Source organism: Paenibacillus montanisoli (assembly GCF_003268025.1).
Taxonomy (GTDB): Bacteria; Bacillota; Bacilli; order Paenibacillales; family Paenibacillaceae; genus Paenibacillus_Z; species Paenibacillus_Z montanisoli.
Map to the genome: position 1 here is coordinate 1,309,996 of NZ_QLUW01000002.1, position 21,186 is coordinate 1,331,181.

Below are 21,186 nucleotides of genomic sequence, written 5' to 3' on the forward strand. Positions count from 1 at the left end.
AACGCGGGCGAAACGGCACGCTTATCATGGCTCTCCATGTTCACGCGCGGCTCCAAGGCGAGTTCGCTTCACGCTGGTCCGGCTTGCACCATCCGCCGGCTCTCTGATCCAAACGCTGTTAAAGCTACTGCTCCTCTTCAACACCTAAATTGATAGTTCGATTATAATGAAGCGAATCCTGTCGTGTCAAGGCGTTTAGCGCCCAGAAAGCGGTAAAATCACTTGATTGCCGCAAAAAACAACCGCTCCGCCCCATCATCGGCCGGTTCCATCGTAAAATCGGCAAATAGCTCGACCTTGCTGAAGCCCGTGCCCAGCAGCGCTTCCCGCAGCCACTCCGCATCGTAAGCCCGCTGCACATGAGTTTCCTCGATCCGCGTATACGTGCTGCGGGGCGATTCGCTCTCTTGCACGAAAATCGTCAGCTGGTGCTCGATTTCCATGCTCTCTTCGTCCAAATCGCTGGTCCAAATGTATGCGACATCCGGCTCGTCCAGCACGAAGGGCTGCTCCGCGGCATACCGCAAAAACGTCTGCGGCGCATGCGCGTCAAAGAGAAACACCCCTCCCGGCTTCAGGCCGCGGTAGGTCGCTTCGAAAGATGCGAGAACATCCTCTTCTTCCGTCAAATAGTTGATGCAATCACAGAAGGAGATGACGCTGTCGGCCGGCTCGCCGATTTCCCATTCCGTCATATTCTGCTGCAGCCACGTAATCGAGCCGCTCCGCGACTGTTCGTCCTCCCATTTGCTCCGACCGACGGTCAGCATGTCCGAAGAGAGATCGATCGCATACACCTGGCAGCCGCTCTTAGCCAGCGGTATCGCGATGCTCCCGGTGCCGCAGCCGAGGTCTACGACCGACTTGGGCAAACCGTACCGCCGCCAGCAGTTCTCGGCGAACTCGAGCCACTGCGGATACGGCATCTCTTCCATCAACCGGTCGTATACCGTTGCGAAATGCCGATAGGCTTCCATCGCTACTCACCCGAACCCGTGCCGGCAGGGGGGCCCTGCTGCTCTGCCGCCGCCGCTTGCTCGGTCAGCTTCGTCCAGTTTCCCTCCTGCGTGACGAGACCTTCCCGCATCAGCTTGCCGATCGCGCGTTTGAACGCGCCCTTGCTGATGCCGAATTTTTGCTTGATGATGTCAGCCTCCGTCTCATCGGAGTAAGGCATCGCGCCGTTCGGGCGATCCTTGAGAAATTTCAGAATCCGCTCCGAATCTTCCAGACGCCCTACTTCCTTGCGCTGGTTCATCGATAGATTGACGCGCCCGTCCTCGCGCACGAACGTAACACGCGCTTTCACGCGCTCGCCGAGGCGCAGCAGCCGCGTCCGGTCGTCGGCGGGAATGAATCCATATGCGCCGAACCCCAGAACGCCGCCGTCGATCATGACGAACGAGCCGATCTTCAGCGTCTTCGTCACCCAGCCCTCGACCCAAGTGTTGTGCCACGATTGAGGCGCATGAAAAGCCAGCTCCGCCAGCTCCTCCTCGAACGCGACCTTCGCGACGAGCCGTCCGATTTTGTCATGGGCCAGAATAACGTGGACCTCGTCGCCGCGCTTCGGACGAAGCTCCTTCAGCTCCGGCTGCTCGGAGAGCGGCAGCAGCAGCTGCCTGCCCAATCCCATTTCCAGGAAGGCGCCGATCTTCGGATGAATGTCCGCGACGGCCAGCCTTGCCACTTGGCCGAGCTGGATGAGCGGCTTCTTCATCGTTGCGGCGATGCGGTCCTCGGAATCGAAAAATAGAAACACATCGTAAAATTGCCCGATCTGCGGGCGATGTCCGACAAGCTCGGTATAGTGCATAAGCACTTCCGTCTCGCCGTCGGTCATAAAATAGCCGTAAGGCGAAACTTCCCGGGCAAGCTTAAGCCTTACCGTCGTTCCGGCAACGAGCGTCATACGAACTCCACGACCTTCGCGTCGGACCAGAGACGCTCGATATTATAGTATTCGCGTTCTTCGCGGTGGAAAATATGAACGACGACATCGCCGATGTCGACCAGTACCCATCTTCCCGTGTCGACGCCCTCAATGCCGCGGACGCGCGCGCCGCTCATTTCCGCCTGCTTGCGGATTTCGGTCGTAATGGCTTGCACCTGCACGTCGGAATTCCCGTGGCAGATGACGAAATAGTCTGCTACGAGCGAAATATTTTTCAAATCTAGCGCGACGACGTTTTGCGCTTTCTTATCATCAGCCGCCTTGACTACAATCTGCAGCAGTTCATCGGATTGTACCGTCATTGCTCAGCCTCCCGTATCGTTAGTAGTAAATCGTTGCGCGCCGCAATCGTGAGCGGATAGATCCGTTTGCCTTGCTGCAGCAAATAGGAAATCGTCGAGTCGAAGCCCGAAATCAGCGCCTTTTCCAAACTATGCTCGGCTAATTCCCGAATTTTATGCACGCCGGGAAAATCGCGGCCGGGTTCCATGTAATCGGCTAGGCAGACGATTTTATCCATGAGCGTCATGCGCTCGCGTCCGGAGGTGTGGAACCTGATGGCATCCAGGATTTCAATGTCATCGACGCCAAAATCGCGCTTTGCGACAAACGCGCCGACCGGCGCATGCCACAGCTCCTTGTCATAGGCCAGCAAGTCGCCGGGCAGCCCTTCCTCCCGAATAATCGCTTCCATGCGGGAGGTCGGCCAATATTTCGCGACATCATGGAGAATCGCAGCTTGCTCCGCCTTCTCCGCATCCGCGCCGAACCGTCCCGCAAGAATTACGGCGGTCTCCATGACGCCAACGGTATGCGTCCATCTGCGTTCCGGCATCTCGGCTTTGACCCTTGCCATCATCTCATTGCGATTCATAGAGACCATTCCTTGTAATGAAAGAGTAGACCTTCTCCGGCACGAGGAAGCGAATGGAGCGTCCCTGCGCCCGGCGGTCTCGGACATCGGTCGAGGAAAGCTTGATCTGAGGCATTTCGACGATCGTCAGCCGATCCCGCAAGAAAGCGGGCAGGTTGTCGACCTTCATATCCTGGCCGCCGCGCGTCATGCCGATAAACCGAACCATCTCGGCTAGCCGCTCGATTTCATGCCACTGCGCCAAATCGTTCACGCGGTCCGTCCCGATGATGATGCTGAACTCCCGTCCGGGATACTGCTCATGAAGCATTTTGATCGTGTTGATCGTATAGCTCTTGCCGTCGCTGTCCAGCTCCACGTCCATCGCGCGGAAATGCGGTTGAAAATCGATCGCGCGATACACCATTTCCAGTCTCGTCTGACCGTCGGCAACCGGACCGTTCTCCTTCAGCGGCGGCTGTCCGGCCGGAATGAACCATACCTCGTCAAGGCCGCATGCTTCGCGTGCCGACTCGGCGGCAAGCATATGGCCGATGTGAATGGGATCGAACGTACCGCCCATAAAACCCACTTTTATCATGCGTCAAGGTTCCTCCGCTTTGGCTTTTCTTCCCTATGGAAGCTCGATCGTTTTATGATCCTTGGATTCCTTATACAGTACGATCGTTTTGCCGATGACTTGCACGAGCTCGGAGCCCGATTCTTCGGCAATCCACTCGCCGACTTCCTTCGGGTCGTCCATGCAGTTGTTCAGCACGGACACCTTGATCAGCTCGCGCACCTCAATGGCCTCTTCGATATGGCGGACGAGGTGATCGTTCGTGCCGCCCTTGCCGACTTGAAAAATCGGCTGCAAATGATGCGCGAGCGAACGCAGATGGCGCTTTTGTTTACCTGTTAGCATTTGTGATTCCCTCTCTCGTCAAATTAGCTGTTGGCCCGCAGCGCATCCAGCACCGTTTCCCGCATCGCGGTAACCGGAGCCGGACGGCCCGTCCAATATTCAAAGGCGTACGCGCCTTGATAAATAAACATCCCGAGCCCGCCATGAATCCGGCAGCCCCGTTCCTTCGCTTCCGCGAGAAACCTCGTCGTCAGCGGGTTGTAAATGAGATCGCTCGCTACCGCATCCGGCTTCAGCCACGCACTGTCAACCGGCGTCGCGTCGACGTTCGGATACATGCCAAGCGAGGTCGTATTAATTATGATATCGTTGCAGCCGCAGGCTTCCCTCAGGTCATCTTGTCCGATGGCCCTAATCGACGGGACGTGCCCCTTGAACGCCTCGGCCAGCTCTTCGGCTCTCGCAACGGTGCGGTTGGAAATCGTAATCGAGCCTACGCCTTCGCGGGCGAGCGCATATAGAATCCCCCGCGTCGCGCCGCCGGCGCCGACGATGAGCACGTTCGCTCCGGTCAAATCCGACTGAACCTCTTCCTTGAGAGACCGGACATAGCCGATGCCGTCGGTATTGAAGCCCGTCAGACGGCCGTCCGTATTGACGATCGTATTCACGGCGCCGATCGCTTGCGCGCTCTCGTCGATTTCATCGAGCAGCGGCATGATGTCCAGCTTGTGGGGAATCGTCACGTTCACGCCGCGAATGCCCATCGCCCTCACGCCCGCCACAAAATCGGTGAGCCTATCGGCCGTAATATGAAAAGCCGTATAAATGCCGTTGATGCCGGTTTCCCGAAACGCCCGGTTCATCATGATCGGCGATTTGGAATGGCGAATCGGGTCTCCGATCACGCTGTATAGCACGGTGTGGCTGTCAACCGCGTTGCCCATCCTCTATTCACTCTCCCCAAGTAAGCCAAGAAAAAACGGCTGCTGCCGCCTTTCATCGGCGCCGTTCTTAGATCAACGCGTCGCGCTGCAGCACCCGAATTCCCTTCGGCGCAAATACATCGATCAGCGCTCCGCTGCTGCCGTTAACATGAATCCAGCCTAAGCCGGAGATGAAGACATCCGTATCGGTATTGCGGCGAATCGTCATGCGATGGCGAGTCCACGGCGGCATGTCGGCAAGCTGCTCCTTCGACGGCGGCGCGAGCATCTCGCCTTTATGGTTCTCGAAAAGCTCATCAGCCCGTTCAAGCTTCGTGCGGTGCACCTGAAGCGCATTCGACATGTAGAGCGTGAAGGATTGGCGTTCCCCTTCGATAAAATCAAACCTGGCCAAAGCGCCTACGAACAGCGTCTGCCCCGCATTCAGCTGGTACACAAGCTGCTTGATCGGCTTGTCCGGGAGCAGCGCGCCAAGCACTCCGCGCGGCACGATTTCGGTCATGCGGTGCGCGTAGACGATACCCGGCGTATCGATAATCTCGTTTCCGTCATCAAGCGGGATGTGAATCGCGTCAAGCGTCGTGCCCGGATAACGGGATGTCGTCAGCTCGCGGTCCAGATCGCTGTAATCGTGAATCAGCCGGTTAATAAGCGTCGACTTCCCTACGTTCGTCGCCCCGACGACATACACATCCCGTTTGCCGCGATGGATGCCGATCGATTCGATGACCCGGTCGAAGCCGATATTGCGCTTTGCCGAACAGAGCACGATGTCGACCACCTTCAGTCCTTGTGCCTTGGTCTGCTTTTGAACCCAGTTCAAGACCCGGTTCGGGTTGATGCCCTTTGGCAATAAATCGATCTTGTTCACGACGAGCAGCACCGGATTGTTCCCCACAAACCTCTGCAGGCCCGAAATCAGGCTGCCTTCGAAATCGAACAAATCGACGATATGCACAACAAGGCTTTGCGTATTCGCAATGCCGCTCAGCAGCTTCAGAAAGTCGTCCTGATCGACGGCTACTGATGAAGCTTCATTATAATTCTTGATCCGGAAGCACCTTTGGCAGATGGCCGGCTCCTTCGCGAGCGCCGCCTGCGGAATGTAGCCCGGCTTGTCGACTGACTCGTTTTGCAGCTTGACGCCGCATCCGGCGCAAGCATCTTTGTCTAAGTAGCTCATGATTCTCGTTGTTCCTCCTCGGGCCACAGCCCTTTCTTCCGCAGACGGGACAAGGCGAACTTCTCCAGCAGCCGGTTGAAACGGGTCATGATGCCTTCGTCATTCGGGGCAATCGGACGAACGAGAATCGTGAACAATCCCATTCTTCTTCCCCCAAGCACGTCCGTCATCATCTGATCCCCGATTACGGCGGTTTGCTCCGCTGTCAGTCCAAGCACGTTCAAAGCGCGCGTAAACGCCCGTCCTGCAGGCTTGCGCGCGGCGTGCACGAACTCAATGTTCAGCGGATCCGCGAACTTTCCGACTCTTCCCCGGTTATTATTCGACACAATGACGACCTTAAAGCCGAGATTATCGCGCACATCGTCAAGCCATTTGACTAGCTCCGGAGTGGCCAGCGGCACCCGTGCTCCGACAAGCGTATTGTCAAGATCGGTAATGATGCCCCTTATGCCTTGCTCTTTCAACGTACGCAGATTGATATCATAAATGGTATTGACGCGCATGTGCGGCAACAGCCGTTCAAACATAGTTTCGACTCCCCTGCTATCGCTATCACGCAAACTATACCATAATTAGTGAATTTGTTGCAAAAAAGCCGGAAAAGATGCTTATCGCACCTTTCCCGGCTTCTCGGCTTGTCGGCTTCTAGCTTAAGTGTTCCCGAATATGCTTCATGGTCAGCGCGAGACGGTCCGCCTCTTCCCGCGTCATTGCCTTGCTGCTGTACATCGCCTGCTCGAACGCGACCTGTACCTCGCGGAATTGCGGCTGCAGCGAGGAGAGCCTGCCCGACCAGCGCGACATCGTTTCCCTGACGGTCTCGTACTCGTTATAATCAAGCCCCTTCTTGCGGCAGTACTTGATCAAACGATTCGTATCCTTAACAATTCGTTCATTTATGGACGCAGGGCCGCCGCGATAGCGCGCGAACTGTCCGCGCAGCTGGCGGAAGCTCAGCGCCCCGAGGATGACGGCCAGCACGGAAGCCGCCGTCCAGAACATCCAAGGCTCAGACTGGAAGCCGTTCTCTTCCGCTGCTTGCGGAGCGTCGTCCAATTCCGCTGCCAATTCAGGCTGCGTTTCCGGCTCCGGCGCGTCCTTAGGCAGCGCGTACGGGTATGCGAATCCTGAGGTAGGTTCGAACGGCAGCCAGCCGTAGCCGTTGAAATACACTTCGACCCAAGAATGCGCATCCGCGTTGCGAACCGTGTAGGTGCCGGCATCGCTTATCTCTTCCTCTTCGAGGCCCGTCATCCCCCGCAGCCGCTCCAGCTCCGGATCGACCGGCAACGAGCCCGGCGAGTATCCTTTCACCCAACGGGTCGGAATGCCTAGCGTTCTCGCCATGACCGCAAGCGAGGTGGAGAAATAATCGCAATAGCCTTCCCGCACTTCGAATAGGAAGGAATCGACGAAGTCCTCGCTGACGCGCTTCGTGACATCCGGCGTATTCGTATATTTATAGGTAAGCTGTAAATAGGAAATGAGTGCATTGACTTTATCGTAAGGCGTCTCCGATTTGGACGTAATATTTTGCGCCAGCGTCTTGACCCGTTCAGGCAACGTATCCGGAACCTGAAGGTACATCGGATCGATGTCCGCGCTTGGCGATACTGCCGCTCCGCTTCGCAGCGCAGCCTCGTCCAGTACCGGCACCTTCGACTGAATGTCATACTTCTTCGGATAATCGGACGAATCGGAATCCGGCAGCCTTAGTTCCCACGAATCCTGCATCCAATCCAGTTTCGGCAGCGGCGTCGTCTCCCCGTCTACCGAAATGACGGCGGAGATCGGCCCGGCGCCGAAGAGGACGGGGAACTTATCTTTGCGCATCATCGTAATCGACTGGTCGACCGTTTCGGTCTTCGTCGACTCCGAAATGCCGGCGGATTTCAGCGGCTGCTTGCTGGCAAGGGACTCCAGCGCATTCTCCCTCTTCTCCTGCTGCGCCTCCGACCATCCGTTGCCGTTATAGAGCGCTTTCGTTTCACCGCGCCAATAGCTTCGTTTCGTTGTCGTGACGGTCATGACCGGCGTGTAATCGAATTCGAAGCCGCCGCCAAGCACATTATCGTCGCGGCTGTAGCCGGATTGACCGGTTACATTGCTCTTGGAAGCGGCCACGGTGATCGCTTTGTCGCCGACCAGATTGGGAATCGACTCTCCGCGCGCTTCCTTCCAAGCCGTGTACGGGTCGGTCAAAACCGGTTTGACGGCCGGTACGAACAGCCCGGCGCCCATTACGAGCGTGATGATCAGAAGCATCGGCAGGAAAAGGCTCAGCGGATATTCGAGCAGATGCGCCCAATTCTCCGGATGCCGCTCCTTGAATCGCGAGAAGTGGCTGGCCACAAGCCAGCCGAGGCCGATAAAGACGAGCCATGCGATCTCGTCCCACAAATGGATTGGCGTAAACAGCGAGTCCGCGGCCGCGAGCGACAGAATCGCAAACCCGACCGCGATCATCATATAGGCGCGTTTGTGCCGCAGCAGCACGATGCAGTGAAAGACGGCCCAAACGCCAAGGCTGATCCAAATGAAAGGCGTCAATTGGCTGTATTGCATCTTGAACCAGTCCAGCCATTGCGCCGCCGACCCCTTGTCGCCTTCGAACGCGACCCACGTATAGCCCGAGTAGGCGGCATTCAGTCCGACAAGCGTGACCAGCTGCACGGTGCCGGACAGCAGTTTCGATGGGATAAGCAAATTCGCGGCTACCGCGGCGAATAGGACGCCGTTCACGATCGTGAACGTCTCTTCCCACCAATAATCGCCGAGGCAGCGTATCCATTGATACACGATCAGGGCCGAGAAAATGGCGGATAGCTTGCGGTATGCGTCTGCGGAAAACCATTGGATGGCCGCTCGGTTGAAGGTTCTCATGCTAGCCGAGACCTCCTTCCAGCGCGTCCGGAAGTTCATGAAGCGCGCTTATCTCATGGACGGCAAAGCCGTTTTTGCGAAGCAGCTTCAGCCACTCGTTCCCGCGCAAATCGCCGACCATGGTTCTACCCGCCGCATCCTTCCGCTTCAAATGAATCAGAACCGGCACGACGCCTGTGCGATTGAGCCATTCCATCGCGCGAATCGTCTCCTCCCCGACCTGGGGACTGACGATGACGACGAAGGAGCCTGGCACCGCGAGGTTCGCGGACTGTCTGACGGCCCGGTAAAGCGGCTGATCGCCGTCCGCTTGCACGCGGACGAGATGGTTCATGATCAAATCGCGCTGATCGGCAGCCGCTTTGGGCGTGAAGCCCTCGCTCTTCGCCCCTACGGAGATCAAGCCGATCGCGGTCGACCGCCGGAAGCCGAAATCAAGCAAAGATGCCGCCGCCGATACCGCAAGTTCGAATTGGTCTTTGCTTCCGTAAGCGCCGGAATAACGATCCAGCATAACGATCGTGCGCGGGAGCGATTCCCTCTCAAACTCTTTCGACTTCCATTGGCCCGTCTTCGCGGTCGCATTCCAATGAATGCGGGAGAGGCGGTCGCCGTAAATATATTCGCGCACGCCGTTAATTTGAGTCGTTTCTTTCGCCGAAAGCCGCGACGCCGAAGTCGAATACGGCCCTTTGGCCCCCCGTTTCAGCTGCTTCCATTGCCGAATGGCGACCATGCGCGGATAAACGGTGAACGGCTCTGACGATTCGAAGGCGCCTTTGTGCTCGAACAGGCCGAAAATATCCCGCGTCGAGCATTCCGTCGATTCAAACCGGTACACGCCCCGCTCGAGCGGCGGCGTCAAGTACTGGACGACTCCGTTTCTGCGGTAATTCGGCACGAAGGAAGCCTCGAACGGAATGATGTTTCCGCTGTTGCTCTTAAGCCTGTCGCGAACAAGCACGTATGGAATCGGCCAAAAGCCTGGAATGTGCATGGATAGGTTGACTTCAAGCCGCGTTCCGGCAGCGAGCGATTGCTCCGTGACCGTGTTCGTCCCGTTCTGAAGACGCCGGACGCCCGACACCTTTGCGATGCCGCTCCATCGGCCGAATACCAAGTAGATTAATAGCACGTTGAAAATACAGAACAGCATGAACGACGTTTTGCCGCCTTGAAAAAGGACGAATAAGAGCGAGCTTATATAAACTAAGCCTATCAAACGCCATCGGAATATTGTCGCTTTAGCCGTCAACATAAACGTTAACGCTCCATTCGGACTGGCACGTTCGTTTCCCGGATGACGGACTGGATGACATCCTCCGCGGAAAGGCCGTTCATCCGCGATTCCGTATGAAGAATGATCCGGTGGGCCAGAACGGTGGAAGCAAGCAGCTTCACGTCATCCGGAATCACGTAATCGCGCTCCTGCAGATAGGCGTTGGCCTTCGCCGCGGCCGTAAGCGAAATCGCCGCGCGCGGGCTGGTGCCAAGCTGAACGCCGCTGTGCGCGCGCGTGCCGCGCACGATCCGTACGATGTAATCCGCGACCGCATCATCCATATGGACGCGCTTCACCGCTTCCATCATGACCGCGATCTGCTCGACGGTAACGACAGGCTCCAGCTTGTCGGCCGGCGATGACGCGTTCGGCGAAATAATCATCTGCCGCTCCGTCGCCGCATCCGGATAGCCCAAGGACAGCTTCATCATGAACCGGTCCAGCTGCGCTTCCGGCAGCGTGTACGTGCCATCGAATTCGATCGGGTTTTGCGTGGCAATCAGCGTGAACGGTACCGGCAGCTCATGGGAATCGCCGTCGACCGTGACGTGGTGCTCCTCCATCGCTTCAAGCAGCGCCGATTGCGTCTTGGTCGTCGCCCGGTTGATTTCGTCGACGAGCAGCAGGTTCGCCATTACCGGACCCGGCCGGAACATGAATGTCTCGTTCTTCGGATGATAAATGGCAACGCCCGTTATGTCGGTCGGCAGCAAGTCCGGATTACACTGGATGCGGCGGAATTGCCCGCCGATCGAACGCGCAAGCGCTTTCACGAGCTGCGTCTTGCCTGTACCCGGCACATCCTCGATGAGCACATGCCCGCCGGCCAGCAACGCGGTAAGGAGGCGCTCGATTTCGGTCTCTTTGCCCAGAATGCAGCTTCCCAGATTGCGCCTTATCTCCTTGCATAAGCGATACTCAGCAGTGCGATTGTCCATGACGATTCCTCCCGGGTGATTAGGTAGTTGGTATGAGTGCTGATTGTATTATTTTACAAAATATACAACATCCCGTATAGCCTCAGAACGCCAAAAAAAATTGGAGATTCCCACAGGGATCTCCAATTGTTTGCTTTTTTGGCAATCGATCATGATAGGACCGGATTACCCCTTCGGACGAACGACCAATGCCGCCAAAAAAGAGAAAATTATGGCGGCCGATATACCGGCGCTCGTAATGCTGAATATGCCGGTGATAATCCCGACCGGGCCGTCGTTCTGCAGCTCGGTTATGGCTCCTTGCACTAGCGCGTTGCCGAAATTTGAAATCGGAACGGTCGCGCCTGCGCCTGCGAAATTGATCAGCGGATCGTAAAAACCGAGCCCATCCACGACAGCGCCGGCGACAACAAGCGTCGCCATCGTATGCGCCGGCGTCAATTTCGCGACGTCGAACATCAGCTGCCCGAGTACGCAAATGCCGCCGCCGACGAGAAATGCCCATAAATAAATCATCCGTGCTCTGCTCCTTTCATGCTGTCAATTGTGCATTGGACTTTCGATCGCTACCGCGTGTGCGATGCAAGGTATCGTTTCGCCCTGCTGGTACGAAAGCGGCGAGAGCAGAGCGCCCGTGGCACAGACCAAAATCCGTTTCAATTCGCCTTGCTGCAGACGTTTCAGCAAATGCCCGTACGTGACGACCGCGGAGCAGCCGCAGCCGCTGCCACCCGCCTGAACCTTCTGCTTCTCCACGTCATAGATCATTAAGCCGCAGTCTCCGAAGACCGTGTCGTCGATCGGGACCCCGTCGCGCTTCAGCAGATCTTTGGCAATGGGGTGCCCGACGCCTGCCAGATCCCCGGTTACGATCAAGTCGTAATCCTTCGGCTGTCTGCCCGTATCGTTAAAATGAGCCTGCAGCGTATCTACGGCCGCCGGGGCCATCGCCGCACCCATATTGAACGGATCCGTAATGCCTAAATCCATGATTTTGCCGATCGTTGCGCATTCGACGATAGGTCCTTTGCCCGCCTTTGCGACAACGGCCGCTCCGGCACCGGTTACGGTGTACTGCGCGGTCGGCGGCTTCTGCGAGCCGTACTCGGTCGGGTAGCGGAACTGCTTCTCCGCCGTGCAGTTGTGGCTGCACGTTCCCGCCATCACGTATTCGCCGGAGCCGGAATTGACGATGAGCGACGCGATCGCAAGCGACTCCATCGAGGTGGAGCAAGCGCCGAAGACGCCAAGATAAGGCGAGCCGATCGTTCTTGCCGCAAAGCTGTTGCTGATGATTTGGTTCATCAGGTCGCCGCCGATATAAAACTGCAGCTGCTGCTTGTTCACCTTCGCATATTTGAGCGCCATTTCCGAAGCTTGCTCAAGCAGCAGCCGCTCCGCCTTCTCCCAGCTTTTCTGCTGCATGTCCAGCTCGGGATGGACAAGGTCGAAATCGGCGGCAAGCGGCCCTTCGCCTTCGTCCGGACCGACTACCGTCGCTGCGCCGATAATGACAGGACGCTTATCAAACCACCATGTTTGTTTACCGTGAAGCATGTCAGTGATGTGCCTCCAATCCGATACCGAAAATCCAGTAGACGATGCCGACAAAGAATGCGGCGACGACGCCGAACACGATAACGGAGCCGGCAAGCTTGAACATGTTCGCGCCTACGCCGAGCACGAGTCCTTCGCTGCGGTGCTCCAGCGCCGCGGAGCACATGGAGTTCGCAAACCCCGTTACCGGTACCGCCGTGCCCGCGCCGGCCCATTGCGCGATTTTATCGTACACGCCAAGGCACGTCAGAATGATGGACAGCATGATCAGTACGGCAACCGTAGGATTGCCCGCTTCCTTGCGGGTCATATGAAAGCCGTAAACGAACACTTCCGATATGGCTTGTCCGAGCACGCATATGAGGCCTCCGACGAGGAAGGCTTTAAGGCAATTCGCCCAGATGGATCTTGCGGGCTCGCGCGCCTTGGCGAAATTTTGGTATTCTTTCGGTGACATCGACATTTTCTTGTATTTGCTTTGTCCGGCTGATTTGGTAGCTATGATGGACGCCTCCTTGGCTATCTTCTTTCTTGGAGTATGCGTCATTTTGAAGTCCATTATGCCAAATCTGGGAGGCGGCGGGCATGCGCAAATAAACCTTCAGCTTGTTCGGCCAAAGGTTTAAGAGGCGTTAGGACGCCGGTCCTACAGGAGGACGGTGGCAATCAGCAAGACGACAAGCAGCACGAACAATACGAGCGCCAGCAGCATCGTGATTCTGCGGGCATGTTGCTCCATTTGCATGGGGAGTCTCCTCTCCGCCTGAAACGGCTTCTATGCCATGGTATGCGGGCTTGTGCGGATACGAGTTTGTCCCAGCTCGGGAAAATGCGGCATCAGCCCGAATTTCGCACGACCATCCGCGCGGACAGGATGATTTTCTCCGGCTGCGCCGCAGGCTGCTCGAGCTTGCGCGCAAACTGCTCGATCGCGCGGATGCCCAGCCACTCTTTCGCCAAATCGACCGTCGTCAACGGTATGCTCGCTTCCATGCCAGGCGCCGTATTATCGATGCCGACGAGCCGGATGCTCCTCTGCCAGCCTTTCTTTTCGAGCAGATGCAGAAGGAAGAGCGCAATGTCATCGTTCGCGCATACGAATCCGTCCGGCAGCTCCTCAGGACGATCGTTTGTCTGCGCCTCCAATACGCCGTCCAATCGCCGCTCAAGGGCGCTTCGCCAGGAATGGTCATGAACGCTGCCGTATGGCACCGTCCATTTCTTTAGCGTTGCGCCGGCTTGGGGCGCTTCTGCACGCTTTCGTTCTTTCTCTTCATCTAATGCAAGCCTGCAGCCCCACCAACGCTCGCGAAAGCTGACGGCGAAGCTGTCCCGGCCGACGAAGACAAGCGATTTGCAGCCTTGGGTCAGCAAATGGTGGCAGGCCATCCGTCCCGCTTCGGTATTGGCGTTCAGGACGGCGTCCGCGCCGATGAGCGGCTCCTCGTGATCGACCAGCACGATGGGCAGCCCGGAACGCTTCAGCTTAAGCAGCGGGCCGAGCGGGCTTTTTCCGGCTATGATATAGCCGCACTCATTGCCGCACGCGCCGGAGCGAGGCAGCGGAAATGGCTGATCTGCGCCCAAGCTGTCTTGGCCGAACGTAAAGAATGCCGGCCGGAAGCCATAGGTGCCGCAGCCCGCTTCCAAGCCTTCTTTAACGCGGAGCCAGAAGCTTGATTCTTTATCGTGCCGTTCATCCATGCCGATGTAGATGAGCTTGGCCGTATCTGCGGATGCGGACTCGTCCGCCGGCGATGGCGAAGCGGCGGAAACGGTATACCCGAGCGCGGCCGCCATGGCGGTCACTTGCTTGCGGGTCGCTTCGCTGATGCCCGGCTTGCCGGCCAGCGCCTGGGAAACGGTATATTTGGATACGCCGAGCCGGTCGGCGATGTGCTGCATCGTTATTTTGCGAGCCATGCTGATCGATGCCCCTTCCTGACGTTCGTTCAAGCCATGATCATGGTTGACATTTGCTGCGAATCCAACTAAAGTTGGCCCCGGATAAAATCCGGTTTACCTAACAAACCTAACAAAACTAGCTTGAGTATATCAATTCATGAGAGGCAGTGACAAGGGCAATGACCAGCATGATTCTATTCTATGACGAGAGCTTTCCGTTCTCCGGCGAACGGCCGGATGCCGGAACGCTTGCCAAGCTATCCGAAACCTTTACCGTCGTTTCCGCGGCAGAGCTTTCGGAGCGCCTTCCGGGCGCGTCCGTTTACGTGCATTTGCACGGATCTTATTTTCCAAAAGACGCTTGGAGCGCCATACTTTCGCATGTGCAAGCCGGCAAAGGCCTGCTAGCCGCCGGCGGAGCGCCATTCAAAACGCCTGTCTATCTCGATAACGGAAGCTGGGTCGCAGAGCAGGACCAGACCGCTTACCACCAGCAGCTTCATATCCACGAAGCGAATCCGGTTCAATCCGGGGGCATCGCGCGGCTGCAGCATCTTCGCGATATTCCGCTGTTCGCGGGCTATGAATCGCTGTTTACGATCGAGAACACCTTCAGTCTAGTGCTTCATGTGACCCGCGCCGACGACAAACCTGGCGAAGGCGGCTCCGCCGGCCCGATCGACGCGCATATTTATCCGCTTCTCAAAGGCATCAGCGGAGACGGGTTGTCCCGCGACCTTGCGGCGCCGGCCGTGTTGCTCGAGCATACGAAAGGCGACTTCGCAGGCGGACGTTGGCTCTTCATCAATCAGCCGCTTCGCGGCGCTTTCTGGTCCGGACGCGGCGCAGAAGCTCTGGCGGAGTGGGCGGCGTTTGCCGCGGCGGGCGTGACGGAGCTTTGGCTCAAGCCGAATTACGGCTCGTACGAGCTTGGCGAGCGGCCGGTGCTGATGCTGCAAGGCCAGCAGCTGCTGCAGACGCGCACGGAGCAGGACGGCCGGTCGGCCTGGACGTTCGGGCTGCGCATCTTGAAGGCCAATAGCAGCGAAGCGGGCGAGCCTCGTCCTTTCTTCGAATATCATGAGGCGGAATTTACGGAAGTATGGCGCAGCGAAACGACGCTTGAATTCGGCCGCGAGCTGAATGTCAGCCGCATCGTCACGCCGCTGGATGCGGAAGCCGGCTTCTATATCGTGGAATGCGAAGCCGTTTCCGCGTCGGGCGAGCGCCGCTTGCTCCGCCAAGGCTTCTGGGGCATGGATCAAGCGCTGCTTACGTCGGGCGAGATGATTACGTGCGACCGCGACTACTTCCGCAAGAACGGCCGCCCGCTGCCTATCGTCGGCATGACTTACATGACAAGCGATGTCGCGCGCAAATACCTGTTCCTGCCGAACGCTGCCGTCTGGGACCGCGATATGGCGCAAATGAAACGGGCCGGCATCAACTCTATCCGTACCGGTATCTGGACCGCTTGGCGCAATGTGATGTACGTCGACGGCCATCCGTACGAGGAAGTGCTGCGCGCGATCGACGCGTTCTTCCTGACGGCCAAGCGCTATGACTTGGAAGTGACCTTCAACTTCTTCGCATTCACGCCGGAAACGTGGGAAGGCGTTAACCCCTACTTGGATCCGCGGAGCGTCGAGGCGCAGAAGCGGTTTATCGCTTCTATCGTGAAGCGCCATGCCTCTTCCACTCATGTTCACTGGGATCTCATCAACGAGCCTTCGATGTTCGATCCTAAGCGGATTTTCGGCGGCCCGCGCTCGGCGCATGACCGCTTCGAGCGCGCGCATTACATTGCATGGCTGAAAGAGCGCCATGCGTCGATCCGCGAGCTGCAGGAGCGCTGGAACATGACGCCGGCCGAGCTGCCCGGCTTCGATGCCGTGAGCCTTCCGGAGCGTGATGACATCAGCTTCAACACAACGCCGATCTTTCTGCGGCGCGGCGGCCCATGGCTCGACTATACGCTGTTCACGATGGACATGCACAACAAGTGGGCGGCTCAGCTCGTCGAAACGATCCGTTCCATTCAGCCGAAGCAGCTGGTTACCGTCGGCCAGGATGAAGGACTTGCCGGCAAACGTCCGTCCCCGTTTTTCTATGCCGAGGCCGTGGACTATACAACCGTACATTCGTGGTGGCAGATGGACGATCTCGTCTGGGACGGCGTGTTCGCCAAAACGCCGGATAAGCCGAACCTAATTCAAGAAACAGGCATTATGTACGTGGAAACGCCGGATGGCCGGGCTAAGCGGAGCGAAGAGGAGCTGCGCAATATTCTGGAGCGCAAATACGCATATGCCTTCTCGACCGGCGGCGCAGGCGCGGTGCAGTGGATTTGGAACATCAATTTCTACATGAACAATATCAATGAATCCAATATCGGCGCGCTGCGCGCTGACGGAACGGAGAAGCCGGAAGCGTCCGTCTCTTACGATTTCGGCGCCTTCATGGAGAAATCGCGCGATTTGTTCGAGGGGCGCAAGCTGGAGGAAGTCGCTGTGATTTACCCTTATTCCAACGACTTCTCGAACCGTCCGCTAGCCTCGGAGTCGACGAGCCGCGCCATTCGCACGTTGTCCTACGCGATGAACGTCCATGCCTTCGGTCTTGGCGAATACCAGCTGGAATCGCTGTCTATATCGAAGCCGAAGCTGATCATCGTACCGAGCGCTCACAATTTCAGCGGTGCAGCGCTTGAGCGGCTGCTCGCTCACGTGCGCGCGCATGGCGGTACGCTGCTGTTCACGGGACCGCTCGGCCTTGATGAATACTGGCGTCTGAATCAGCCATTGGCGGAAGAGCTCGGATTTGGCGGCGTAAGCAATCTGCTGCGCGAAGAATTGCTGGAGCTGGACGGCCGATTGCTGCCGGTTTCCTTTGGCGGCTCGCGCATTGCCGATAGCTGCAAAGGCGTGCAGGATGCTGCGGTTCGAGGTCCTGCGAAGCTGGTCGAGGCAGCGCTTGGCGCGGGTCGTCTGCTCTGGTGCCCGCTGCCGCTTGAGCTGAACGAGCGGCTCGAGCCTCTGCAGGCCGTTTATGGCGCAGCGCTCGAGAAAGCCGGCGTTGCCGAAGAGCTCGAATGGCTGCATGGCGGCGAGCTGCCTGGCATCTACGGGCGCAAGCTGCAATTTGCCGCAGGATCGGTTTATATTTTCGTATCGGAATTCGACTGCGATTCCGCCGTGGAAGTCCGCGATCCGGTTACCGGGGCTCGCTACGCCTTCACGCTGCCGCAGGAGCGCACCGTGATGTTCGCGGCGGATGCCGATGGGAAGCTGCTTGCGGTTTACCGCCCGAATGAGGTTCAAATCGAAGCTTCGCTGTAAGTTTGGTACCGGTAGTTTTGGCGTTTGGGAGCTTATACCTGCACCGCCGCTACTCGCAAATGACGGACAAGCAAACGCAGCATCAGCCTGCCTGCCGGAAAACGCGTTGAGCAACGATCAAAAAAAGCCGAGAACTTTAGGGATACTTTGCCCCTGTTCTCGGCTTTTTTGATCGTTATAATTAATTCACGATTATTACTAGTCGATCCAAGTGGTCTTCGTTGCAGCTGCCGAACGCTTCGCCTGCGGCGGCGCCATATCCGGCACGCCGAGGTAGATGAAGCCCAGCATCTTATCCTGCGGGCGCAGGCCGAAGGCTTCGTTCATAATCGGGTGGTAGCAAGGCTCGCCGCTGCGCCATATGGCACCGAGTCCGAGGCCGTGGATCGTGAGCAGCATATTTTGAATGGCAGCGTTAACGGCTCCGTATTCTTCTAGCTCAATGATGTCATGCCGCTCTAGCGGAGATACGGCCACGGCAATAATGACCGGAGCCCGGAATGCCTTTTTGTGGGCAGATTCCGCTTTCGTGACGCTCTCCGGCGAGCTCGGGTCTGCGACTCTGTCAATTGCAATTCGAGCCAGCGCGTCCCCAAGCTTCTTGCGGCCGTCACCGCGAAGCACGAAAAACCGCCACGGCTCCGTCAAACGATGATTCGGTGCCATTACGCCGGCGTCCAATATTTGCTCGATGATCGCCTTATCGATCGGTTCCTGCGTTACTTTCCCAATGCTTCTTCTCGTTTTGATCGCTTCTAAAATATCCATGGCCCTCTCCTATCCTACTTGTGATAGATTGATTGTATCATACATTTGTCCGCGATTTGATCGACAGATGACATGGTTGGGTGCTTTCGTCGCTGCTTCTGTTAGTATAGAGAGGGAACTATTCCCTCTATTTAGTGTTGCACCAGGGACAACTCTTTCTCAGAATCCACCGATATTCACTCAATGTGTACTTGGGTGGGATTAGATTTTTACCCTTAGTAACCTCATGCTGTTCAATATTACGATCAATGCTGCTCCCGTATCACTAATTACAGCAATCCATAATGTGAGCAGCTCTGGAAAGATAAGAATCAAGGCTGCTGCCTTAATGATTAACGAAAACCATATGTTCTGTTTAATTATTCGAATGGCTCTACGGCTTAACTTTATCGTATGAGGGAGCTTTTCTAAATTATCAGCCATTAAAACAATGTCGGCAGTTTCCATGGCCGTATCCGTCCCAGCGCCCCCCATAGCCACCCCTAGATTGGCCGTTGCAAGAGCAGGCGCATCATTGATGCCATCGCCGACCATTGCTGCAAAGTGACCTTCAACTTGCAACTGCTTAATTGCAGTTGCCTTATTTTCTGGTAACAACTCGGCGAAATAACGATTAACCCCCGTTTGAGCGGCGACCTTCTTCGCTGTGCCTTCGTTATCGCCCGTAAGCATGACAACTTGACTAATCCCGACTCTCTGGAGATCGCGAACTGCCTTAACGGTTGTCTCCCGAACGCTGTCCGCAACGGCAATCACGCCCAGTATTTTTTCTTTTGTACCAATAATCACGATGGTATGACCTTCTTCTTGTAAAATACCGATTCGTGATTCGAGTTCTCCAATCGAATTGTTTAACTCCTGAAACAGCTTGTGATTCCCAGCAAAGTATTCTTGGCCACTAATTATGGCTTCTACGCCTTTACCGACAATGTTTCTAAACTTCTCGCCTTTGAGGGACTTAAACCCTTTAGCTTTCGCATAATCCACAACGGCTTTCGCTATCGGATGCGTGGAATACTCTTCTAAAGTATGCGCGATGGACAATAATTCGCCTTCAGTCGTGCCCGTAGCAATGACTTGAGAGACGCTGGGTTTACCCTCAGTTAAAGTACCTGTCTTATCGAATGCAATCGCTGTTATCCTTCCTGCAACTTCTAGGAAAGCTCCTCCTTTGATCAAAACGCCATTCCTGGCTGCATTACCGATTGCGGATACAATTGCCACTGGTGTGGAAATGACGAGTGCGCAAGGGCAGGCTACAACCAACAGTTCGAGTCCTTTATAAAACCATTCACTCCAAGTACCTGGGATAAAGAGCGGTGGGAATAACATTACAGATAGGGCAAAAATAAAAACGATTGGCGTATAGATTCTAGCAAACTTGTCTACAAAGGCTTCCGTTGGTGCCTTTTGCTCTTGAGCCTCTTCAACAAGGTGAATGATTTTGGAAATCGTCGTATCTTCGTAGAGCTTCGTTACTCTGATCTCTAGAGATCCATGCTCATTGATCGTTCCAGCATACACCGAATCTCCGAGATGCTTATCTACTGGAATGGATTCCCCCGTTATTGGAGCCTGATTCACGGTGGATTCGCCGCTGATGACTTTTCCATCAAGAGGGATTTTATCTCCCGGTTTAACGACTATAATTTCACCAACCGAAATATCTTCGACTGGCTTGCTAACGAGCTGTTGACCGTTCTTTACAAATGCTTCGGGAGGGGCCAGATCAATCAGACTTCGAATGGAGTTCCGGGTCTTTTCAATGGACCGTTCCTGAAGGACGGTACCTAATGCGAACAGCCATACCACTGTAGCACCCTCGAACCATTCTCCAATCGCGGCAGCGCCAAGAACCGCCGCCGTCATCAGTACATTCATATCCAACGAACGACTTTTCACAGCATAAAAGGCGCTTTTTGCCGGCTTAAAACCACCGAAGACAATGGCTGCTGCATAAAGGACATTAATCATGATCTCAGAGACGCCTGTATATGACCCGATAATTCCAATCAGCAATAAGACTCCCGATAGAACAACGCGATTTGTCCCGGATTTATCTTTTTTCACTTCACTAGATCGTTTTCGTGAAACGAGGGATGCTTTAAATCCTGCCTTCGATACTTCCTTAATGATATCTTCAACGGTATTGTCGTGTTCGATCGTCATTTTCCCTGAAGAAAAATTGACGCTTACATGTTTTACAGAGGGTTGTGATTTTAGATGATTTTCAATCGTTAACGCACAGGAAACGCAGTCCATGCCTTCGATGCTATAGGTACGCGAATTACCTTTTTGTATTACCTTTTCTAACGTATAGCCTAGCTTTTCAACAGTTGCCGGAAGCTTCTCGAAGACAGCCTCCTCTAGTGCTACAACCTTCATTTTACCTGTGCTGTAGTTCACTTGGACTTGGGTAATACCTTCCGTTTGTCTCACGGCTTTTTCAATCGTATTTGCGCAGGCAGAACAATCCATCCCATAAACGATAAATTCAGTTTTATGACCCACTGCATCATCAGGAATGATTTCATTGTTTTCTGAATGCCTGTCATCGGGGGAGCAGCAAGTATCCGCTGGCGATGCCGATGGAGTTACATGAACCAAGTTGAGACTTTTCTTAAATTTCATCTCTTTAGGCTTATCTGAGGGTGAGGAACGGCTTTGATCAGCACAACATAAATCGTTTTTTACATTATCTTCGCTCATA

At 55.8% G+C, this 21,186-nt stretch carries 19 protein-coding genes and 1 other annotated feature (1 of these 20 only partly in view); of the genes, 1 reads left to right on the forward strand and 18 read right to left on the reverse strand.

Annotated elements, in window-relative coordinates; translation table 11 throughout:
• Positions 1–150, reverse strand: a binding site (T-box leader) (it extends 84 nt beyond the left edge of the window).
• 68 nt (positions 151–218) lie between these two features.
• From DL346_RS15565 to DL346_RS15640, 16 genes are all read right to left on the reverse strand, one after another.
• Complete coding sequence (locus DL346_RS15565) at positions 219–977, reverse strand: class I SAM-dependent DNA methyltransferase (RefSeq protein WP_112882972.1); 759 nt, start codon at positions 975–977, stop codon at positions 219–221.
• Positions 978–979: 2 nt separating this feature from the next.
• Positions 980–1,912, reverse strand: a complete 933-nt coding sequence (locus DL346_RS15570; protein WP_112882973.1) for a CvfB family protein — start codon at positions 1,910–1,912, stop codon at positions 980–982.
• Positions 1,909–2,256, reverse strand: a complete 348-nt coding sequence (rsfS, locus tag DL346_RS15575) for a ribosome silencing factor (protein ID WP_112882974.1) — start codon at positions 2,254–2,256, stop codon at positions 1,909–1,911. The genes DL346_RS15570 and rsfS overlap by 4 nt, the downstream gene beginning before the upstream one ends.
• Positions 2,253–2,828 (reverse strand): bis(5'-nucleosyl)-tetraphosphatase (symmetrical) YqeK, encoded by a 576-nt coding sequence (gene yqeK / locus DL346_RS15580; RefSeq protein ID WP_112882975.1) that lies wholly within the window; start codon positions 2,826–2,828, stop codon positions 2,253–2,255. Before yqeK ends, rsfS begins: the two co-directional genes overlap by 4 nt.
• A complete protein-coding gene (gene nadD, locus DL346_RS15585) occupies positions 2,815–3,408 on the reverse strand; it encodes a nicotinate-nucleotide adenylyltransferase (protein WP_206098524.1) in 594 nt (197 codons plus the stop codon). Before nadD ends, yqeK begins: the two co-directional genes overlap by 14 nt.
• 33 nt (positions 3,409–3,441) lie before the next feature.
• The gene (gene yhbY / locus DL346_RS15590) at positions 3,442–3,732 is read right to left on the reverse strand and encodes a ribosome assembly RNA-binding protein YhbY (RefSeq protein ID WP_112882976.1); all 291 of its coding nucleotides are present in this window, start codon (positions 3,730–3,732) and stop codon (positions 3,442–3,444) included.
• Between the two features lie 23 nt (positions 3,733–3,755).
• Positions 3,756–4,619 carry a shikimate dehydrogenase gene (gene aroE / locus DL346_RS15595; RefSeq protein ID WP_112882977.1) on the reverse strand — a complete coding sequence of 288 codons (864 nt, stop codon included), beginning with the start codon at positions 4,617–4,619 and terminating at the stop codon, positions 3,756–3,758.
• 67 nt (positions 4,620–4,686) lie between these two features.
• Positions 4,687–5,802, reverse strand: a complete 1,116-nt coding sequence (yqeH, locus tag DL346_RS15600) for a ribosome biogenesis GTPase YqeH (RefSeq protein WP_112882978.1) — start codon at positions 5,800–5,802, stop codon at positions 4,687–4,689.
• A complete protein-coding gene (locus DL346_RS15605; RefSeq protein WP_112882979.1) occupies positions 5,799–6,332 on the reverse strand; it encodes a YqeG family HAD IIIA-type phosphatase in 534 nt (177 codons plus the stop codon). Before DL346_RS15605 ends, yqeH begins: the two co-directional genes overlap by 4 nt.
• A gap of 118 nt (positions 6,333–6,450) precedes the next feature.
• Positions 6,451–8,688, reverse strand: coding sequence for a transglutaminase-like domain-containing protein (locus DL346_RS15610; RefSeq protein WP_165822521.1), 2,238 nt, complete (start codon positions 8,686–8,688; stop codon positions 6,451–6,453).
• Position 8,689: 1 nt separating this feature from the next.
• Positions 8,690–9,946 (reverse strand): DUF58 domain-containing protein, encoded by a 1,257-nt coding sequence (locus DL346_RS15615; RefSeq protein WP_112882981.1) that lies wholly within the window; start codon positions 9,944–9,946, stop codon positions 8,690–8,692.
• Positions 9,947–9,951: 5 nt separating this feature from the next.
• Positions 9,952–10,908 carry an AAA family ATPase gene (locus DL346_RS15620; protein WP_112882982.1) on the reverse strand — a complete coding sequence of 319 codons (957 nt, stop codon included), beginning with the start codon at positions 10,906–10,908 and terminating at the stop codon, positions 9,952–9,954.
• Positions 10,909–11,073: 165 nt separating this feature from the next.
• Complete coding sequence (gene spoVAE, locus DL346_RS15625; RefSeq protein ID WP_112882983.1) at positions 11,074–11,424, reverse strand: stage V sporulation protein AE; 351 nt, start codon at positions 11,422–11,424, stop codon at positions 11,074–11,076.
• A 24-nt stretch (positions 11,425–11,448) separates the two neighbouring features.
• The gene (gene spoVAD, locus DL346_RS15630; RefSeq protein ID WP_112882984.1) at positions 11,449–12,465 is read right to left on the reverse strand and encodes a stage V sporulation protein AD; all 1,017 of its coding nucleotides are present in this window, start codon (positions 12,463–12,465) and stop codon (positions 11,449–11,451) included.
• 1 nt (position 12,466) lies between these two features.
• Positions 12,467–12,928, reverse strand: coding sequence for a stage V sporulation protein AC (gene spoVAC, locus DL346_RS15635; protein WP_112883161.1), 462 nt, complete (start codon positions 12,926–12,928; stop codon positions 12,467–12,469).
• Positions 12,929–13,302: 374 nt separating this feature from the next.
• Complete coding sequence (locus tag DL346_RS15640; RefSeq protein WP_112882985.1) at positions 13,303–14,388, reverse strand: LacI family DNA-binding transcriptional regulator; 1,086 nt, start codon at positions 14,386–14,388, stop codon at positions 13,303–13,305.
• Between the two features lie 161 nt (positions 14,389–14,549).
• Here DL346_RS15640 and DL346_RS15645 point away from each other — a divergent pair, with 161 nt between their 5' ends.
• Complete coding sequence (locus tag DL346_RS15645; protein ID WP_112882986.1) at positions 14,550–17,708, forward strand: alpha-amylase family protein; 3,159 nt, start codon at positions 14,550–14,552, stop codon at positions 17,706–17,708.
• A 198-nt stretch (positions 17,709–17,906) separates the two neighbouring features.
• On the opposite strand, the gene DL346_RS15650 is transcribed toward DL346_RS15645, so the two are convergent.
• On the reverse strand, positions 17,907–18,476 hold the full coding sequence (locus DL346_RS15650) for a nitroreductase family protein (RefSeq protein WP_112882987.1): 570 nt from the start codon (positions 18,474–18,476) through the stop codon (positions 17,907–17,909).
• A gap of 201 nt (positions 18,477–18,677) precedes the next feature.
• Positions 18,678–21,185 (reverse strand): heavy metal translocating P-type ATPase, encoded by a 2,508-nt coding sequence (locus DL346_RS15655; protein ID WP_240633186.1) that lies wholly within the window; start codon positions 21,183–21,185, stop codon positions 18,678–18,680.
• Position 21,186 lies beyond the last annotated feature (1 nt).

Excerpts from the sequence above, each read along its gene's own strand:
- DL346_RS15565 (WP_112882972.1), bottom strand. The coding sequence starts at position 977 with ATGGAAGCCTATCGGCATTTCGCAACGGTATACGACCGGTTGATGGAA.
- DL346_RS15570 (WP_112882973.1), bottom strand. The coding sequence starts at position 1,912 with ATGACGCTCGTTGCCGGAACGACGGTAAGGCTTAAGCTTGCCCGGGAA.
- rsfS (WP_112882974.1), bottom strand. The coding sequence starts at position 2,256 with ATGACGGTACAATCCGATGAACTGCTGCAGATTGTAGTCAAGGCGGCT.
- yqeK (WP_112882975.1), bottom strand. The coding sequence starts at position 2,828 with ATGAATCGCAATGAGATGATGGCAAGGGTCAAAGCCGAGATGCCGGAA.
- nadD (WP_206098524.1), bottom strand. The coding sequence starts at position 3,408 with ATGATAAAAGTGGGTTTTATGGGCGGTACGTTCGATCCCATTCACATC.
- yhbY (WP_112882976.1), bottom strand. The coding sequence starts at position 3,732 with ATGCTAACAGGTAAACAAAAGCGCCATCTGCGTTCGCTCGCGCATCAT.
- aroE (WP_112882977.1), bottom strand. The coding sequence starts at position 4,619 with ATGGGCAACGCGGTTGACAGCCACACCGTGCTATACAGCGTGATCGGA.
- yqeH (WP_112882978.1), bottom strand. The coding sequence starts at position 5,802 with ATGAGCTACTTAGACAAAGATGCTTGCGCCGGATGCGGCGTCAAGCTG.
- DL346_RS15605 (WP_112882979.1), bottom strand. The coding sequence starts at position 6,332 with ATGTTTGAACGGCTGTTGCCGCACATGCGCGTCAATACCATTTATGAT.
- DL346_RS15610 (WP_165822521.1), bottom strand. The coding sequence starts at position 8,688 with ATGAGAACCTTCAACCGAGCGGCCATCCAATGGTTTTCCGCAGACGCA.
- DL346_RS15615 (WP_112882981.1), bottom strand. The coding sequence starts at position 9,946 with ATGTTGACGGCTAAAGCGACAATATTCCGATGGCGTTTGATAGGCTTA.
- DL346_RS15620 (WP_112882982.1), bottom strand. The coding sequence starts at position 10,908 with ATGGACAATCGCACTGCTGAGTATCGCTTATGCAAGGAGATAAGGCGC.
- spoVAE (WP_112882983.1), bottom strand. The coding sequence starts at position 11,424 with ATGATTTATTTATGGGCATTTCTCGTCGGCGGCGGCATTTGCGTACTC.
- spoVAD (WP_112882984.1), bottom strand. The coding sequence starts at position 12,465 with ATGCTTCACGGTAAACAAACATGGTGGTTTGATAAGCGTCCTGTCATT.
- spoVAC (WP_112883161.1), bottom strand. The coding sequence starts at position 12,928 with ATGTCGATGTCACCGAAAGAATACCAAAATTTCGCCAAGGCGCGCGAG.
- DL346_RS15640 (WP_112882985.1), bottom strand. The coding sequence starts at position 14,388 with ATGGCTCGCAAAATAACGATGCAGCACATCGCCGACCGGCTCGGCGTA.
- DL346_RS15645 (WP_112882986.1), top strand. The coding sequence starts at position 14,550 with ATGACCAGCATGATTCTATTCTATGACGAGAGCTTTCCGTTCTCCGGC.
- DL346_RS15650 (WP_112882987.1), bottom strand. The coding sequence starts at position 18,476 with ATGGATATTTTAGAAGCGATCAAAACGAGAAGAAGCATTGGGAAAGTA.
- DL346_RS15655 (WP_240633186.1), bottom strand. The coding sequence starts at position 21,185 with ATGAGCGAAGATAATGTAAAAAACGATTTATGTTGTGCTGATCAAAGC.